This window comes from Streptomyces kaniharaensis (assembly GCF_009569385.1).
In the GTDB taxonomy this organism is placed as follows: domain Bacteria; phylum Actinomycetota; class Actinomycetes; order Streptomycetales; family Streptomycetaceae; genus Kitasatospora; species Kitasatospora kaniharaensis.
Genome location: NZ_WBOF01000005.1, coordinates 17,308 through 33,991 on the forward strand (window position 1 = coordinate 17,308; position 16,684 = coordinate 33,991).

At 71.3% G+C, this 16,684-nt stretch carries 17 protein-coding genes; 14 read left to right on the forward strand and 3 right to left on the reverse strand.

Annotated features, from left to right (window positions below; translation table 11 throughout):
• Positions 1–38: 38 nt before the first annotated feature.
• Entirely contained in the window at positions 39–485 is a 447-nt protein-coding gene (locus tag F7Q99_RS36230) for a DUF6197 family protein (protein ID WP_153470507.1), read from the forward strand.
• Between the two features lie 72 nt (positions 486–557).
• Positions 558–1,175 (forward strand): hypothetical protein, encoded by a 618-nt coding sequence (locus F7Q99_RS36235; RefSeq protein WP_153470509.1) that lies wholly within the window; start codon positions 558–560, stop codon positions 1,173–1,175.
• Here the strand turns inward: F7Q99_RS36235 and F7Q99_RS36240 are convergent, their stop codons facing one another.
• Entirely contained in the window at positions 1,176–2,321 is a 1,146-nt protein-coding gene (locus F7Q99_RS36240) for an IS630 family transposase (protein ID WP_326847517.1), read from the reverse strand. It abuts the gene before it with no gap.
• 106 nt (positions 2,322–2,427) lie between these two features.
• Between F7Q99_RS36240 and F7Q99_RS36245 the strand changes: the two genes are divergently transcribed.
• The 10 genes from F7Q99_RS36245 (at position 2,428) to F7Q99_RS36290 (ending at position 10,908) form a co-directional block, all read left to right on the forward strand.
• Complete coding sequence (locus tag F7Q99_RS36245; RefSeq protein ID WP_230211272.1) at positions 2,428–2,757, forward strand: hypothetical protein; 330 nt, start codon at positions 2,428–2,430, stop codon at positions 2,755–2,757.
• A gap of 246 nt (positions 2,758–3,003) precedes the next feature.
• Entirely contained in the window at positions 3,004–3,411 is a 408-nt protein-coding gene (locus F7Q99_RS36250; RefSeq protein ID WP_153470512.1) for a hypothetical protein, read from the forward strand.
• A 112-nt stretch (positions 3,412–3,523) separates the two neighbouring features.
• Positions 3,524–3,862 carry a hypothetical protein gene (locus F7Q99_RS36255; protein ID WP_153470515.1) on the forward strand — a complete coding sequence of 113 codons (339 nt, stop codon included), beginning with the start codon at positions 3,524–3,526 and terminating at the stop codon, positions 3,860–3,862.
• A 77-nt stretch (positions 3,863–3,939) separates the two neighbouring features.
• Complete coding sequence (locus F7Q99_RS36260) at positions 3,940–4,518, forward strand: hypothetical protein (protein WP_153470518.1); 579 nt, start codon at positions 3,940–3,942, stop codon at positions 4,516–4,518.
• A 114-nt stretch (positions 4,519–4,632) separates the two neighbouring features.
• Complete coding sequence (locus F7Q99_RS36265) at positions 4,633–4,974, forward strand: hypothetical protein (RefSeq protein WP_153470521.1); 342 nt, start codon at positions 4,633–4,635, stop codon at positions 4,972–4,974.
• A 66-nt stretch (positions 4,975–5,040) separates the two neighbouring features.
• Complete coding sequence (locus F7Q99_RS36270) at positions 5,041–5,511, forward strand: hypothetical protein (protein WP_153470524.1); 471 nt, start codon at positions 5,041–5,043, stop codon at positions 5,509–5,511.
• A gap of 699 nt (positions 5,512–6,210) precedes the next feature.
• Positions 6,211–6,441 carry a hypothetical protein gene (locus tag F7Q99_RS36275; RefSeq protein WP_153470526.1) on the forward strand — a complete coding sequence of 77 codons (231 nt, stop codon included), beginning with the start codon at positions 6,211–6,213 and terminating at the stop codon, positions 6,439–6,441.
• A 214-nt stretch (positions 6,442–6,655) separates the two neighbouring features.
• Positions 6,656–6,997, forward strand: a complete 342-nt coding sequence (locus tag F7Q99_RS36280) for a hypothetical protein (protein WP_153470529.1) — start codon at positions 6,656–6,658, stop codon at positions 6,995–6,997.
• Between the two features lie 99 nt (positions 6,998–7,096).
• A complete protein-coding gene (gene dndC / locus F7Q99_RS36285) occupies positions 7,097–8,611 on the forward strand; it encodes a DNA phosphorothioation system sulfurtransferase DndC (RefSeq protein ID WP_326847518.1) in 1,515 nt (504 codons plus the stop codon).
• A gap of 398 nt (positions 8,612–9,009) precedes the next feature.
• A complete protein-coding gene (locus tag F7Q99_RS36290) occupies positions 9,010–10,908 on the forward strand; it encodes a zeta toxin family protein (protein WP_153470532.1) in 1,899 nt (632 codons plus the stop codon).
• On the opposite strand, the gene F7Q99_RS36295 is transcribed toward F7Q99_RS36290, so the two are convergent.
• Entirely contained in the window at positions 10,872–11,180 is a 309-nt protein-coding gene (locus tag F7Q99_RS36295; RefSeq protein ID WP_153470536.1) for a hypothetical protein, read from the reverse strand. The two genes, F7Q99_RS36290 and F7Q99_RS36295, sit on opposite strands and share 37 nt — an antisense overlap.
• Before the next feature lie 157 nt (positions 11,181–11,337).
• Between F7Q99_RS36295 and F7Q99_RS36300 the strand changes: the two genes are divergently transcribed.
• Complete coding sequence (locus tag F7Q99_RS36300; RefSeq protein WP_153470539.1) at positions 11,338–14,040, forward strand: ATP/GTP-binding protein; 2,703 nt, start codon at positions 11,338–11,340, stop codon at positions 14,038–14,040.
• 48 nt (positions 14,041–14,088) lie between these two features.
• On the opposite strand, the gene F7Q99_RS36305 is transcribed toward F7Q99_RS36300, so the two are convergent.
• A complete protein-coding gene (locus F7Q99_RS36305) occupies positions 14,089–14,499 on the reverse strand; it encodes a hypothetical protein (RefSeq protein WP_153470542.1) in 411 nt (136 codons plus the stop codon).
• A gap of 286 nt (positions 14,500–14,785) precedes the next feature.
• On the opposite strand from F7Q99_RS36305, the gene F7Q99_RS36310 reads away from it, so the two are divergent.
• Entirely contained in the window at positions 14,786–16,531 is a 1,746-nt protein-coding gene (locus F7Q99_RS36310) for a ParB/RepB/Spo0J family partition protein (protein ID WP_153470545.1), read from the forward strand.
• The last annotated feature ends 153 nt before the right edge of the window (positions 16,532–16,684 follow it).

The window sequence follows — 16,684 nt, forward strand, 5'->3', positions numbered from 1 at the left end:
GCCAGTCGGACCACGTGAAGACACCGGAGGACACCACCATGCCGCGCAGGATGACCCGCCCCCAGATCGTGATGGAACTGACGGCCCGCCACATCGAGCAGGTCGGCCTCCAGCAGGGGGCTACAACCCCCGACACCGAGCGAGCGAGCCGGCTGCCCGCGACCCACGGCCGCACCGAACCGTGCTCGGTCCTGTCCGCCTTCGACCGCGCACAGCGGGCGGCCCGGGGCCGGACGCTGCGCGCGCAGCGACCCGGTCGGCACGGGCACCGGCGGGCGCACCACCCGGCGGAGTTCATGGAGGCCCTGCGCCTGCTGTCGGACCACCTGTCGGGCGAGCCGATCACGCAGGACCTGTACGCGCCGCTCGGCGTGAGCGAGGAGGAGTACCGCCGGACGGTCATCCGGCACTGGGGCGAGGCCGAGGGGCGCACCGCCGAGGAGGCCGCCGGACTCATCCGGGACGCCGCCTTCCACGGCTGCTGACCCCGAACCTCACCGACCGCCCTTCCCGCCCCGGCCCGAGCCGGCGGCCGACACACCGATCTGGAGAAGACCATGCACCACGACGACCCCGCCACCGGCATCGAGACGGCGATCCGGTCCGAGATCGCCCGCGATCTGACGACCATGGCGGACCACTACGAGGCCCGCTACCCGGAGTGGGCCGACGTCCGCCGTGACGCCTACATGCTGCGCCAGGCCGCCCGAGTCGCGGAGTTCGGCTGGAAGCCGGTCCGCCACCCCCGGCGGCCCGACCCCGATCCGGCCTACCTGTCGGAGATCGACCGCCTGCGCGCCTCCGTGGCCGACCTGATGGACCGCCTGGACCAGGCGGAGGCCTTCGTCCGGGCCGCCCGCGAGACGGCCGAGGACAGCCGGCGCGAGGGCCACGACCTCTACCTCGCCGACTTCGTGGCGGAGTTCGAACAAGTGCGGCCGGTCGCGGAGCGGCCGGCGCACGGGCGACTGGCCGCCATCGGGCTGGAGGCCGTCCAGCTGACGGACCAGTGGACCACCGAGCGCCGCACGGCGCTGGAGGACATGGGCCTGCCCGCCGGCCGGGAACCGGAGGACGCCTCCACCCTGGATGACGCCAAGCGCGAGTTCGAGCGCGACGCCTGGGACCTCATCGAGCGACTAAGTGGTCCGCTCCTGAAGTCCTTCGGGGGTTGATCAAGCTGCCAGGGTGACCCAGGATTCTTCTGGGTGATCGGCGGCGTGCCGGTCGAGCCTGGCCAGCAGATCGTCCAGGTCGGAGGTGGTGAACTTCCACTGGAACGGCTGTGCTGTGGCGTTGTAGCGGTTCTCGAATGCTCGGAGCCGTTCCCTGACCTGGGCAAGGTCGGTGAAGTCGTTGGGTTGGACGACCTTGCGTTGCACGACGGAGAAGTAGATCTCCACCTGGTTCAGCCAGGAGGCGTGCACCGGGGTATGGACCAGTACGGCGTTGGGGAAGGCGGCGGTCAGCCGGTCGGCGGCCTTCTTGCCCCGGTGTGAGGAGCCGTTGTCCACGACCCAGAACACGCGCTTCGCGCTGGCGTAGGGCTCTTGGCCCATGACTTGGGAGACCAGGGCCATGAACGGATCGATGCCGGTCTTGGCCTCGCAGCGGCCGAACACGCGGGCGTGGTGGATGTCGTAGGCGGCCAGGTAGGCCAGTGCGCCGCCGCGGCCGTAGGTGTGGTTGACGCGCATCGCCCTGGCCTGGCCGGGGGCGAGGGTGGGGTGGCAGCGGCAGCGGGCCTGGATGGAGGTCTTCTCGTCGGCGCTGATCACGTACTCGTCCGCGCCGAGCCTCTGGCCGTCCCAGGTGCGGGCGTACAGGTCCAGCACGCGCTCGGCCCGGGGGCGGAAGTCGGGGTCGGTGATGAAGATCCAGGTGCGGTACTGCCAGGGCTTGATCGCGTCCTGCTTGAGCCAGCGCCGCACGGTGGATGCGGAGATCGTGCCGGCGATGGCCCGGGCGGCGACCTCGCGCGCCAGTTCCGGGCAGGACCAGCGCGACAGCGGTGTGCCGGTCTCGGCGGGTAACTGGCAGGCCAGCGCTTTGACCTGGGCGGTCTGCAGCGCTGTGAAGGAGGCCGGGCGCCCGCACCGCTTGCGGTCGGCCAGACCGGGCAGTCCGTGTTCGGCGAACCGGCCCCGCCAGGTCCGAACGGTGTCCAGGTGCAGGCCCATCTCGCGGGCTATCAGTGCGTTGGAGCGACCACGGGCCGCGTGCAGGACGACCTGGGCGCGCATCCGGAGCCGGTGCTCGGTCTTGTGTCCGTAGGCCATCTTCTTCAACCGGGCGCGTTCGCAGGCGGTCGGGGCTATCACGCGGGCAGCGGCAACTGGCAAGGCGGGCACGCCCATCAGTAGTAGTGGATCACTGTGCCCGCATTGTGCCGCGACGGCCCGTCCGGCACTGCGGCAGGATGGCCCCGTGCCCACCACGCCCACGGAGTACGTCCGCCTCTCCCTCGAACAGCAGCTGGCCTTGCGGGCTCGCGCGGCCTGGCCCCAGCTGGCGACATTGAACGTCCGCCATTGGGGCGCGTTCGCCTACGTGGCAGGCGAACTCCCCGGCGGCGAGAACGTCAAGCTGATGCGCTTGCGCTACCTCGGCACCGCAAGCCGCTGGGGCTTCGCCCCCTACTCCGCCGCCGCCGACCGCTACGAGGACGCCGTCCTGCCCAACGGCGGCAACAGCGGCAGCCCCGACGAGGCCCTCGACTGCGTCTGCCGGCTCCACTTCACCGCAGCCAGCACCTGACTCAGAAGACCGCCCACCACCGCCCCCGCGGTCAACCCCCGAAGGACTTCAGGAGCGGACCACTAAGCGTCGTCATCACCCAGCAGAGCGCCGCCGCCAGCGACTGACCCACCGTCCAGCCCCCGCCCCGTCCGGCCACGCCCTGCCCGGGTCGGGGCCGGACGGGGCAGCCCAGCGACACCGCCGGCACCCGGCACGAGGAGCCGGTCCCCTCCCCCGCACCGACCCATCAACACGGAGATGCACTTGCCCAGCAATACGACGATCGACCTCCACGACCTGGCCGAGCACGCCGGCCTGGCAGGCGCCCTGGCCGCCGCCACGGAGGACACCCTGTACGAGCTGCGGCGCAGGCTGCGCGAGGAGCTCGACCAGCGGCACATGCTGGCCCTGCACCAGGGCCTGCGGGAAGCCCTCGGGTGGATGTACGACGGGGCCGACCCCGGTGGCCTGCGCATCACCGCCGTGGAGTTCACCACCACGGAGTGGGACGACGGGCACTGGTGGCACCCGGAGGCGGCGACGGTCGTCCTCAGCGACGGCTCGCGGCTCACCGAGGACCTGTCCGAGCACCTGGACGAGACCCTGTGCCTGCTCGCATCCACGGCGCAGCCCCAGGAGGGCGACGTCCTCACCGTGGCCGTGCCCGGCTAGCCGGCCACCCTCGGGCACACTCACACTTGCCATCATGCATGGTTTCCGGTATTGTTTCTTACGTCAGCCCGGGTGGCTACCGGGCTACATCGAACCAGGCTGGGAGGCCCCCTTGTCCGCACCCATCAGCACGCCCACTCCCGCACCGGCGGTCAACGTCGTGTCGGCCGCAACCGCCTACCAGGCCACCGCGCTGCGCGTGGCCGAACTGCTCGGCGGATCCTGGCGCCCCACCAGGGCGATCCCGGCGGGCCCGTCCCCGGTCGTGGCCCACCGCATCCGCCTGAACGGCCAGCTCCCCAGCGGCTGGTGGGTCGCCACGGGCTACAGCGGCTCCGGCGAGCCGCACACCATCGACCTGGTGCGCACCACCGGCCTGACGCCGGACAAGGAGGCCGAGGTCATCGCCCAGGCCATCACCGACCGGCTCGGCTGGGTCGCGCGCCGCTGATCACCCCTCTGCCGGGCCGCCATGGGGCGGCCCGGCGCCGCCTGCCCCGTCCACATCCCGCCCCTTGCGAGGAATCCGTGAACGTCAGCACCACCGCCGCCCTGCTGCCCGTGCTCAGCAGCGCCCTCGACACGTCCCTGATGAGGAGGACCGCCGCCTGGAAGCGTCGCTGCGAGGCGGACTCCGCCGTCGGGCGCCACCAGAACCAGGTGGCACGGTGGGACAGCGCGGGCCGCGAGGACCTGCGCATCCGCGCCGAGCAGCGGCTCGCGGCCGCACTGACGGAGCAGCAGGACGCGCACGAGACCTTCCTGCAGTTCTGCACCGAGCACGTCAGCCTCGCCCGGGCCTGGGAGCTGGTGGCCGCGACACTGGCGCCTCCGGCCACCACCGCTGCGGCCATCGCGGCGCACCTGGCGGCCAGTTCATACGACACGGGCTACGCCCACGCCCGGCACCCCGGCACGGACGAGTACGAGACCGGCCGCCCCGTGGTCTGGGACCGGGAGCACGCGCTCGGGACGGTGCTGCGCCACCATCAGCACGGCTCGCACGTCTGGCTCGACGACGCCGGGGCCGTCCGGGTCGCATGGTCCGGCCGGGGCGCCTGGGCCGGGCCGGGCGGTGCGTTCCTCTCGCTCATCCCCTACCAGTAGCCCCGCCGCCGCAAGGGGTGCCCAGCACTCGAAATCGTGCATACTTTACGGTATTATTGGTCTAGAAGGTCCGGTTGGCTACCGGACCGCATCGAACCTGGAAGGGAACCTGTCATGACGGACCCCGAGATCGCGATCGGCCCGGACCGCAAGATCGCGATCGACCCGCCCAGATGCGGCTGCACCGAGTGCGGCAACGGCGAGTATGTCCCGCTGGACGAGGCGAGCGGGGAGCAGATCGCCCGGATGCTCATGGGCGAGCTGCGCGACCACACCGAGCGCCAGTTCTGGGTGGACGTCAGGTGGGTTAGTGAGCCCACGTACTCCTCGGCCACCAGGGGCTCGGTCCGGAAGGTGACGGTGTATAGCGGGACGGACCCCGAGTGCGAGCCGGGCCACACCTGGGACGTGACGGACCACATCCCGACCGGTCTCAGCCCGCTCCCCTGGTTCTAGCTCCAGCCCGGGGCGCGCCGACCGGCGCGCCCCGGCCCACCCCCTCCGACACCGAAGGCAATCACCATGCATGACCCCGACTTCGCCGAGCTGGTGCGCGCGGCGATCGGCGCGGCTACTCCCGAGGCAGCGCTCGCGACCGTCCTCGGCCTCATCAAGGAGGACCGCGCGCTGCTCCTGGCCGAGCTGGCGAACCGGGCGGCCGCCGCCTCGGCTCACTGGTCGGCGCTGCTCGACATCGAGTTCGCCGCCGAGTACGCCGAGCGCAAAGGCATCTCCGTCGACGCGGAGGAGTTTCTCAGGTCGGCGCGAAGCGGTCTCGCGGCCGACCCGCGCCGGCCGCAGGAACCGGCCACCGCCGGACCGGTCGTCGTCCGCTGGGACGGCCTTGTGGCCGACCCCGACCCACGGGACCCCCTGGACGAGACGGTCATCTGCGCCCGCTCCACCGCCGGCCTACCGGTGGCCATCCTGCTCGGACACGAGGAGCGCACAGCCCTGGCGACGGCCCTCCGGCCCGCCGCCGAACCGTCCTGACCCGGCGAGCGGGCGCAGCGGTCGAGTGCCGGCGGCGCCGTCCGGGCGGATGCCCGGCACCGGCACCGCGCCACGAGGCCGGTGGCCCGAGAGTCGGGCCAGGGCGTTCGTGGCCCCTGCAGCCGCTGATAGTTGGCCAGCCGCTCGGTCATCGGCGCCCCCGTCCGAGTGGCAGCTGAACTCGGCCCGATGCTTTGCGGTGACGCCGCTCCCTCGTCGATGGCCGCTGTCAGAAGTCGCAAGGCAGCGAGTGATCAACCGCCGGACTGAGTTGCCGAGTCGGAATTTGGCCGATTTGATCAAGCGTGTTAATGGGGGCTCCTCAAGCGCGACCAGGCGGAGACACCCCATATTTCAGGACTGATCAAGACCTCCGGATTGAGTGAGCTACTCGTCAGGACCAGGAAGCGATGGTATGGGAGACTGCGGTCAAGGGAGACAATCTCGCCGGGAGGGAATTGATGCTTGTATCCCTCATCACCAATGAAAACGAGGCCGCCAGTGGATGTGGGGACCGCCATCCCCGTAACACAGACACCGTTTGCGCGGTTGATGCAGGCCGGGGCCGCGGGGCCTCCGAACTGTGAAGCAGCTTGATCGACGTCCACCCGATGGTTCCATGCCCTGGCCAAGCGGCTTCTCAAGCGACCGTCCCATATCCAAGCTATACAGAAGACGCCTGCCAGAACCTTCCATACCATGTCGCTCGACAAGCCATTGACAAACGGCATCACGATAAATATGGAAAAGCCCAAGACGGCACCCAAGGCGGAAGCCGTTGAATTTACTTCCACGCGCTCGCCCCGACGGATTGCGCCTGTCTTTCTTGGCATCAAATCTCCTTTTTTGCTTCTCGGTGGCACATCATGGTCCACCGTGGTCGCAGTTAGCGCGCTGGAGAGGGAAGCCGATACATCAGGTGAAAGCTAGCCCGTGAACAATGCCCATGATGCTGACCCCTCAGCGGATGACGTGTCGCCACATCATGGCGTACCGATGTCCGCGGCAACAGGTCGTGGGCGGCGTCGACAGCCCAGCAGGGAAGCGGCCCAATCACGACTACCACCGCAACGTAGACGGTGGAGACCTGGAGTGGGACGGAGAGCGACAGCGTGCCTCTGGCCGAACCCTGCCAGGCGGCGGCATGGTCGCGGTCCTGGTTTCCTGCCCGATGCACGTCAGCGTCATGGCGCTGGGCGTGGCGGTGTCGGACGCCGACCGGCTCGCCCGCGCGGCCCTGGCGGCCGAGGTGATCGAGTTTCCGACCGCTACGGGTCGCGTCACCACTGAACTCACCTCGATCGGGACAGCGCACCCTCGCCCCGGGGACCGACTGATCCTCAGCCTTCCGGACTCTGCGAACGGCCTGCACCGGACGATCAAGCTCTACCCCCACCAGGTTGCGGACGTCGACCTGCCCCAGCTGCGGATCCCGGACGCGGCGGCGGCGCTGCGCCTGCTGAGCGCGGCCCCGGCCGTCGTGTGACCTGCGGCCGCGCACCGCCGCCCGCCGGCGGTGCGCGGCCCGCCGCCCCGGGTCCGGCACCCCGCGCCGCCGACCGCCCCATCCTTCTTGGAGCAGACGTTGAACCAGGTATTGATCCCCGGGCTCGCGCCCACCCGCCGCTCCTGGCGCGGCGACCGCAACTTCTGGACCGCGCTGAAGGAGCTCCTGGAGGAGATCCGCGCCCTGTACACCGAGGACCAGGTGCCCTGGGTGGTGGGCTACTCGGGCGGGAAGGACTCGACCCTGGTCCTTCTGCTGGTGTGGCGCGCGATCGCCGGCCTCCCGCCCGAGCAGCGCCACAAGCGGATCTACGTGATCAGCACGGACACGCTGGTGGAGAACCCCGTCGTCTCCTCCTGGGTCGGCGGCCACCTGGAGGCGATGCGCGCCGCCGCGGCCGAGCAGAGCCTTCCGCTCGAAGTGCACCGGCTCACCCCCGAGCTGAAGGACAGCTTCTGGGTGTGCCTGATCGGCCGCGGCTACGCGGCACCGAGGCCCAAGTTCCGGTGGTGCACCGAGCGTCTCAAGATCAAGCCCTCGGGGAAGTTCATCCGCGACGTCGTCTCCCACCACGGCCAGGCGATCCTGCTGCTCGGCACCCGCAAGGCCGAGTCGGCCGCCCGGGCCCGCACGATGGCCCGGCACGAGAAGGACCGCGTGCGCGACCGCCTCTCGCCGAACGCCGGCCTGCCGAACTCCCTGGTGTACACGCCGATCGAGCACCTCACCAACGACGACGTCTGGGAGGTCCTGATGATGCTGGACAAGCTGCCGTGGGGCCGCTCAGCCAAGGAACTGCTCGCCCTCTACCAGGGCGCCTCCCCCGACGCGGAGTGCCCGCTGGTCGTGGACACCAGCACGCCTTCCTGCGGCGACAGCCGGTTCGGGTGCTGGACCTGCACGCTGGTGAGCGCCGACAAGTCGATGACCGCCATGATCGTCAACGACGACGCCAACGACTGGATGCACCCCCTGCTCAGGCTGCGCGACGCCCTGGACGTCGACGACGACCGGCACCTGCGCGAGTTCCAGCGGGCCAACGGGTCGCTCACCGTCCACCGCGGCCGACTCGTCCACGGCCTCTACACCCAGCAGGCCCGTGCCGAGTGGTTGCGCCAGCTGCTGACGGCGCAGCAGCAGGTGCGCCGGCGCGCCCCCGAGGGGCTGCGCGGGATCGAGCTGGTCTCCATGGCCGAGCTGGAGGAGATCCGGCGGATCTGGGTGTTCGACAAGCACGAGGTCGAGGACCTGCTTCCCGGTATCTGGCAGGAGGTCACCGGGGAGCCGTGGCCCGGGCCTACGGCGCAGGACCTGATGACGCTGCCGGCCGACTCGCTGGACATCCTGGCCGAGGTCTGTGGCGAGGACCGGCGGATGTACGAAGGCCTGCGGACCATGCTGGGGATCGAACGCAGCTTCCGGGCGCGCGGGGTGCGCCGCGGCCTCCTGGACGAGCTGGAGAAGGCGGTCCGACGGTTCAGCTTCGCCACCGAGGAGGAGGCGCTGGAGTTCGCGCTGAAGCATGGGGACAAGGAGGAGCGCGGCGACGAGCAGCTGTCGTTGCTGTTCGAGGACGGCTTCGGCAGCGGGTGAGCGCGCCGGGCCCGGCGGAGGCGCAGCGCGGGCGTGGTGATGCCCTGCTTGGGCGCGACGGGGCAGGTATGACCGGGCAGGTCAGTTTGCGGGCTCACCGCCCGAATCAGCAGGCCGCATCGCTTCCGGACACGGTTGTTGGCGGGTGGTCGGTCATCGAATCCTGCGAGGCAGAGGCCCCTGTGCGCCCGGCCAGGCGCACAGCCCCAGGTCGTGCGGGTTCAATCTCCCGACGCGTCCTGGCTCGCAGGATTCGGTGTCCATTCGCAGAGTGCGCTGTCCAGTCACAGTCGCTCTGGTAGTGCTCCCCCATTTGCTTCTATGCGCCCTTCGCGGTATTATTTTTCATGTCAGGCCGGATGGCTACCGGCGGCATCGAACCAGGCTAGGAGGCCTCCTTGTCCACGCCCACCCCCGCGCCGACGGCGATAAGCAAGACGATCGGAGCGGTAGTGCGCAAGCAGCGGGAGGTCCTCCCCGTGGTCCTGTCGGACGGCGACAGTAGCCAGGTCTTGGACCAGGTGATCCTGCCGACGTGGACCCGAGGTGCGGTGCCGCAGGAGGAGCCGGTGGTGTTGCTCGTGGCTGGCCCTCCCGGCGGCGGGAAGAGCACCCTCGGCGATCTGCTGCTGCCGGTCCTTGGCCTGCGTGGCGGTGCCGTGCGTGTCGGCGCCGACCTTTACAAGGCCGCACACCGGCACTACGAGGCGTTGCTGGCGAAGGACGTGCGGACCGCGGGTGTCCGCGTCCGGCCGGATACCCGCCGCTGGCAGGCCGCCATGGAGGAGCATGTGCGCGCCCAGCGTCTGGACGCGCTGGTGGAGACCGCGCTCGCGAATGCGGACGAGGCCCGGACACAGGCAATGGCCTACCGGGCGGCCGGGCACCGGATCGAGGTCGTCGCTGTGGCGTGCGCCCTGGCGTGGAGTCAGCTGGGCGTGCTGGAGCGCTACCTTGGCGATGGGGAGGGGGCCGGGCGGTACGTGTCGTGGGCCAACCATGACGAGTGCGCCCGGCAGCTGGCCCGCACTCTGGATGTGCTGGAGTCCGAGCACTTGGTGGACCGCGTCACGGTGGTGCGGCGCGGCCTGGAGTTCCTGTACGGCAACGAGCTCGTCGACGGGGCGTGGGTGCGGCCGCGCGGCGCGGCGCGGGCGGTGGAGGCCGAGCGGGCTAGATGGTGGGGCGCGGTGGAGACCTCGTCTTTCCGCCGGTCTCTGGCCTCCGCCGAGCGCGCGTTGGTGAGGGCGGAGAGCCGGCTGCCAGCTGACCAGGTGCTGGCGGTGGTGCGGGACGCGGAGCGGTGCGCCGCGCTGGCCGAGCCGGTGCGGCGCACCGCCCAGCCGATCGACGGGCCGCCCGGCGTCGACTACCACCGGCTGTCCGCCGACGAACACGAGTGGACCTTCCAGAACCTGATCGTCCCGGACCTCGGCGAGATCGTGGCGCAGGAGCGGCCCGTCGTCGTGTACGTCATGGGGGCACCCGGCGCGGGCAAATCCCAGGCGACGATGATGGTGCGCCGCGCGCTGCGCGCTCGGCGGCCGGTGTGGATCTCGGGCGAGCTGTTCAAGGCGGCCCACCCGGACTACTTTCGGCTGCTGCGCGAGCATCCGCGTACCGCCTCCGCCCGGATCCGCGCGGACTACAAGGCGTGGCAGGCCCGGGCCGAGGCGTACGTGCGGGAGCGGGGCGCGGACGCGGTGATCGAGATCGCCCCCGGCAGCGCGGCCGCTTTCCTCGACGACGCCGCCGCGTGGCGCAGGGCCGGGTCCCGCGTCGAGTTGCTGGTGCTGGACGTGCGCGCGGCCGACAGCCGCCAGGGCACCGCTCTTCGCTACGCCGAGGTCAGCCGGGGCGGCACCCGCCTGGGCCGGTTCACCACCGCCGCCGGGCACGACCGGTGCCTGGCGGCGGTGCTGGACTGCGTGCAGGCCGTCGAGGAGCGGCGCCTGGTGGACCATCTCAGCGTGGTGAGGCGCGACGGCACCGCCGTCTTCCGCAACACGCTCGGCGCCGACGGCCGGTGGGCCGGTCCGGCCGGCGCCGCACTCGCTGCCCGGGCGGGACAGGCGCGGCTCTACACCGAGCAGGAGGCCCGCCAGTTCCTCGCCCGGCAGCGCGAGCTGCGTATGGCGCTGCCGCAGTACCGGCGAGAGATCGACGCGATCACCCGGCTGGCATGGCCTCTGCTGCCGCCCGCGCTCCAGCCCGGCCGGCTCGCCTTCGCCCCGCCTGCGGCCCTCCCGGCGCGGCGCTCCTACGCCCCGGTGATCTCGTTGAGCCTGGCGTCGTAGAGGGCCTCGATCCGCTCCAGCTCCTGCGCGGTCGCCTCCGGAAGGTCGCGCAGCGCTGTGGTGCAGGCGGCACGTTCGGCCAGCAGCTGCTCGACGCGGTCGGGGTCGGGGGCCGGTCGCCGGCGTTCGGCGTGGATCTGCTCGGTGTACCAGGCCGCGGCCTGCTCGATCTTCTCCGCGACGCGGCCGAGGGCGCTGTCGTCCCCAGTGCTGTCTGACCAGTCGGGACCAGCGCCGGTTGGGGGGTGGTCGGGAAGTTCGGGGTCGTGCACGGGGAACCGCCTCGTTTCTGGAAATTTCCGCAGGCCAGGGCTGTCCTGACATGTCGGAGCCTACGGTCCCCGGCCGAATCCGCCAGGTCCGGGCCGTCTTCGCCTGCGAGGGCGTAGGTTGATGCTTGGTCAGATCTGTGCGGAGGGGGAGTCGTCGATGGCGGGGCGGGATCTGCGGGCGCTGTTCGGTTCGAACGACCGGAGCCTGGGGACCGATGAGGCGTTCACCAACCGGGGAGGCCAGTGGGCGCAGGTCACAACCGCGATCGCCGAGCACCTGGCCCACGTGGCCGCTGACGGTTTCGACGTCCAGGACCTGGAGACGGCACGACGCAACGTGCTCGTCTTCCACGGCATCGGCGGCGTCGGCAAGACCACCTTGTCGCGGAAGCTGGAGGCCGCACTCGCCGCGGCCGAGTCCCGGCCCGCGCAGTGGGGTGAGCCCACCTGGCCCGCCACGCCCCGGCTGCTGCCGGTGCGCGTCGACCTCGCCCGCTCCGCCGGGATGGACTTCGAACGCCTCGTCCTCACCCTGCGCCTGACGCTCGCTGGCCTGGACCGTGCCCTGCCGGCGTTCGACCTCGCGCTCATCCGGTACTGGGAGCACAACCACCCCGGCGAGAGCCTGGAGGAGTACCTGCGCCGCGCCGGGCTGGTGAGCCGCTTCGCGAAGGTGCTGCCCGGCCAGCTGCAGGGGGCGCTGTCGAAGGCCGCCGAGGAATTCGCTCTGCCGGGCGTGGTCGGCTCCGCAGTCGGGCAGGTCACCACCGCTGTCGTCCGGGCGGTGCGCGAGCGCCGGACCACTGCCCGCGCCCTGGCCGGCTGTCCGCGGCTCGCGGACCTGCTGGAGGCGGAGCCGGACCTGGACGCGCTCTCCTTCTACCCGCACCTGCTCGCGTACGAGATCGACCGGCTGCCCGCGAAGGCGGCCGTCGTGCCGGTGGTGCTGCTGGACACCTTTGAGGACACCGGCGACCGCACCAACCGCGACCTGGAACGCCTGATCCAGCGTACGGTGTGGCTCCTGCCTAACGCCCTTTTCGTCATCACCGGCCGCTCCCGCCTCCAGTGGGCCGACGACGCGCTGCAGGGGCAGCTCGACTACACCGGGCCCGCCGCCTGGCCGCAGCTGGCCGCCCACATCCCCGCCGCCTGCGGGGCTGCCCCCACCGCATCGGTCAGCTCGGGGACGGCAGCCGACCGGCAGGTCCTGATCGGCGACTTCAGCCCCGAGGACTGTGACGACTACCTTGCCCGCCGTCTCACCGCCGACGGCCGGCCCCTCATCGGCGATGATCTGCGCGAGGTCATTGCCGCCCGCTCCCACGGCCTGCCGCTGTTCCTCGACCTCGCCGTGATGCGGTTCCTGGAGATCCGCCGCACCCGCACCCCCGAGGCGGCCGACTTCGACCACGACTTCCCGGCCCTCATTGCCCGCACCCTCCAGGACCTCACCCCCGACGAGCGGCACGTCCTGCGCGCCGTGTCCCTGCTGGACGCCTTCGACATCGCGCTCGCCACCGCCACGGCCGGCATGACCCACCAGGCCGCGGCCCTGCGCCTGGCCGAGCGGCCCTTCGTCCGCGAGAACCAGCTCGCCCTGTGGCCCTACCACCTGCACGGCGTGGTGCGCTCCACCATCCGCCGGGCCGACGACCACACCGACGACCGCTGGTCCGACCAGGACTGGGCCCGCGCCGCCGCCCGGGCCTTCGATGCGCTCGGCGACCAGTGGACCGACGCCCCGGACCGTGGCCGGCGCCTCCTGGTCGCCTGCCTGCGCCAGGGCCTCACCCTCGCCCGCGACCACCGCCTCGACCTCGGATGGCTCTCGGAGGCAGCGTGGGCGTACGTGTCCGACTCCGTGTGGGAACCCCTCGTCCTGCGCTCGACCGGCACCGGCGAAGACCGCAACGGCGGGCAGTCACTCGCGACGGCCGCCGACGCCCTGGTCGAGACCCTCAACGCCCTCGCCCGCCGCCAGCACGAACACCGCGCCCGCACCGTCCAGCGCCTGGCCGCCGTCGTCGACACCCACCTGCTTCCCGAGGACCTCCACCACCTCGCCGTCTACTACCTCGCCAAGGCGCAGCGCGACCTCGGGCACCGTGCCGGCTCTCGGCACGGTATGCAGCTCGTCGCCGACGGCGGCGGCCGGCTTGCCCCGGCTGCCCGGCGCGGCCTGGTCCACCTCGCCCGTCTCGCCGGCGACTTCCCCGCCGCCCAAGCCGCCGCGCAGGGCCTCGGATGGAAGGGACGCCAGCACCGCGTCGAAGGCGACATCTTGTGGCCCCACGCCGACATGCGGCGCGCCGCCGACGCTTACTTGGCCGCCCGCACCCAGGCCGAGCAGCACGGTGTCGCCGGCGAGCGCGCCACCTCCCAGGCCCAGCGCGCCTTCACCCTCGCCTTCACCGACCCCCAGGCGGCCGACGACGAGATCGACCTCGCCAAACAGCTCCTGACCGGGCTCGACCTGCGGGCCACCACCCTGACCGTCCAAACGGCCGCCCTCGTCCGCGACGCCGGCCGCGACGACGTCGACGACCAACTTGAGGTCCTACGCACCGAGGCCCGCACCGCCGGCATCGTCGCCGCCCAGGCCGCCCTCGAACTCGCCGCCGCCTTCCACCACGCCGTCCGCGGCGACGACGCGGCCCTCGCCGCCGTCCAGGCCCGGCTGCGCGACCTCGCCCGCGCCGGCGACTACGCCTACTACACCGACATCGCCCACCACATGGCCGGCCAGCGCCCTGACGCCCCCTCCGGCGTCTGCTGGCTCGATAGCGAGGAGACCGTGCGGACCAGGTGGCGGGACCTCGTCACCACCCGCCAGCACCTTCTCGCCCCCGGACAGTAAAGAGGCCAGCCCAGTACGCGGGGCCGGCCTCTTCACCAACGCCTCCTGCTACTTCCCGCCCTGGCGGCGCAGCTCCTCCAGGATCGCGGCCTGCCCAGCCAGCACACCCTCCAGGGCCTTGCCCTGCGCCTCCAGGGCCCTGCCCTGGCTCTCCAGGATCCTGGTGTGCTCGGCCAACGCCGCGCCATGCTCCGCGAGGACTCGCGTCTGCTCGCCCTGCCCCGCCACCAGCACACCCACCGCCTCGGCCAGCTGCGCCGTAGCCCGGCGCTGCTCCAGCTGATCCTCGCGGATCGCGTTCAGCACCTGTGTGTGCCCGCGCAGGGAGCTGCGCACCTCGGCGCTGTCACGGTCGGCCATCGCCGCCATCGTGCGCGTGGCCGCGGACTCCTCCCGGAGGCGGTCGAGTTCCGCCTCCACCGCTGCCAGCCGCGCGCGCAGATCGTCCATCTCGCTCATGTCTTCCATTTTCAGGCCCCTCCCTGCTCGGCTACACGCCCGTTCAGCCTAGCCTGCGGCCAATCCCGCCGCTGACCTGCTGAAACACGACCCCAAGTGCCCAGGTGGTCAGTTTTCAGCAGACGAGCCAGGTCGCCAGGCGCACCGGATCGCCTGAGGGCGGGCCGGGGCTCGACACGAACCAAGGAGGCGGACCCTACTAGCAATCATGATAGCTTTGCGGTATAGTTTTTCTCGTAAGGCCGGGCGGCTCCCGGTCTGAATCGAACCGTGGAAAGGCTTCACCATGAGCATCACCGCTCCCGAGACCCGCACGGCGGACGGCCTGCGGTTTCGCGACATCGGCGAGTTCCGCTACCTCGACCCGCGCAAGCTGGTCCTCGACCCCTGCAACGTGCGCACCGAGGACACGGAGCCGGACCAGGCGATGCTGGAGTCCGTCGAACAGGACAGCGTCGAGGTCGCGCTGATCGTGCGCCCCCAGGAGGACGGCAACTTCGGCGTACTCGCCGGCCAGATCCGGATGCTCAGCGCCCAGGAGGTCGCGCGCAAGTGCGTCGAGGAGGGCCGCCCGGACGACGTCATGGCCATCCCCTGCATGATCCGGCACGACCTGGTGGGCCAGGGGCCGGAGGTCATCGCCCGCGCCGTCGCCAAGTCGATCCAGGAGAACCTCCTGCGGCGCAAGATGACAGCGCGGGACACCATGCTCGCCGCCGCGAAGCTGGAGCTGCCGGGACTGAGCAAGCGGGCACTGAAGCGCGTCGCGCGTTCGGCGGGCCTGACGGTGGACGAGGTCCACGCCGCGCAGCGCGCCGCGTCGATGGACAAGGAGGTCCAGCAGCAGGCGAGCGAGGAGTACGAGTTCGACCTCCAGCAGTTGCTGGACCTGGGCGAGGTCCAGGACGTGCCCGGAGCGCTGGAGAAGCTGGCCGACGCCCGCGAGGACGACGCCTGGGCCGACGGCAAGGGCAACGGCAACTGGGAGCACGCGATGGCCCAACTGCGCCAGGAGAAGCAGGAGATCGCCGAGACCGACGCGCTGCGCGAGAAGCTGACGGCGGCCGGGATGGCGGAACTCCCCCGCTCCTACACCACCCCGGGCGACAAGCACCGCCGACTGTCCGACCTGCTCGACACCGAAGGCCAGCCGGTCGAGGAGGAGCAGCACAACGCGACCTGCCCCGGCCGGGCGTTCGCCATCCTCCGCTCCGACGAGGTCACGGCCGTCTTCCTGTGCGCCGACTGGGAGGCGAACAGGCACCAGGTGCGCGACTCCCAGCCCCAGGCCCAGGCCCAGTCCGACGCCGCCTCCTTCACGACCGGCAGCAACGGCATCTCCAGCCCGGCGTCCGGCAGGAAGCCGGAGCTGTCCGCCTACGAGGTGGGGCAGAAGAACAAGCTGGAGCAGGCCGCCCGCGAGGTGCGGGAGAAGTTCATCAAGGGCCTGATCGCGGGCAAGCTGTCGGATGCGGCGGTAGCGCTCACCCAGAACATCCAGACCGACATGCCGTACTGGTACCACCACGCTCTGGAGCCCGCCTCCCGCCTGATGCTGGCCCGGTACCTGGACGCGCCGCTGCCGCCGAAGACCACGTCGGTCGGCCGGAAGTTCTTCGAGACCGTCAACGCCCGCTTCCGCAAGGCCCGGCGTGCCAGCAACACGTCCTTCGCTCAGGTGGCCATGGCCTTCGAGCACAGCATGGGCGCCAAGAAGACCTGGGCGCACCCCAGCGACGACATGGTGGTGTGGCTGCTGTTCCTGAAGGCCGAGGGGTACACCCTCAGCGGGATCGAGCAGGAGATGGTCGACGCCGTAACGAAGAAGCGCGAGGAGGAGGCCCGCGCGGAGAAGGAAGCGGCCGAGCGTGCGGCGGCTCGGGCCGGACAGAAGGAGGCCACCGAGGCGGCGGAGCGACAGCAGCCCGATTCCGTGGCCGCCCCCGCCGAGGACGCTGCAGGGCAGGAGGCGGCGGACGCCGAGGCAGAGGGGCAGGCCGGGGACGGCGGGCCCGTCGAGGTTCAGGACTGACAACCGGGGGGGCATCCGCAGGGCCGGGCAACCGGCCCTGCGCTGCCTTAGGGCGCCTCGGTCGGTTGCATCTTGGCCGGTGCCGGGCACGCAGAACGGCGCCGCCTCATGGAGGTCCCTTGCGGGAGAGGGCTAGTCCGGCGCCGTTCCATC

Coding starts and splice junctions, on each gene's coding strand:
- F7Q99_RS36230 (WP_153470507.1), top strand. CDS start 39: ATGCCGCGCAGGATGACCCGCCCCCAGATCGTGATGGAACTGACGGCC.
- F7Q99_RS36235 (WP_153470509.1), top strand. CDS start 558: ATGCACCACGACGACCCCGCCACCGGCATCGAGACGGCGATCCGGTCC.
- F7Q99_RS36265 (WP_153470521.1), top strand. CDS start 4,633: ATGACGGACCCCGAGATCGCGATCGGCCCGGACCGCAAGATCGCGATC.
- F7Q99_RS36270 (WP_153470524.1), top strand. CDS start 5,041: ATGCATGACCCCGACTTCGCCGAGCTGGTGCGCGCGGCGATCGGCGCG.
- F7Q99_RS36275 (WP_153470526.1), top strand. CDS start 6,211: ATGTCGCTCGACAAGCCATTGACAAACGGCATCACGATAAATATGGAA.
- F7Q99_RS36280 (WP_153470529.1), top strand. CDS start 6,656: ATGGTCGCGGTCCTGGTTTCCTGCCCGATGCACGTCAGCGTCATGGCG.
- F7Q99_RS36300 (WP_153470539.1), top strand. CDS start 11,338: ATGGCGGGGCGGGATCTGCGGGCGCTGTTCGGTTCGAACGACCGGAGC.
- F7Q99_RS36305 (WP_153470542.1), bottom strand. CDS start 14,499: ATGAGCGAGATGGACGATCTGCGCGCGCGGCTGGCAGCGGTGGAGGCG.
- F7Q99_RS36310 (WP_153470545.1), top strand. CDS start 14,786: ATGAGCATCACCGCTCCCGAGACCCGCACGGCGGACGGCCTGCGGTTT.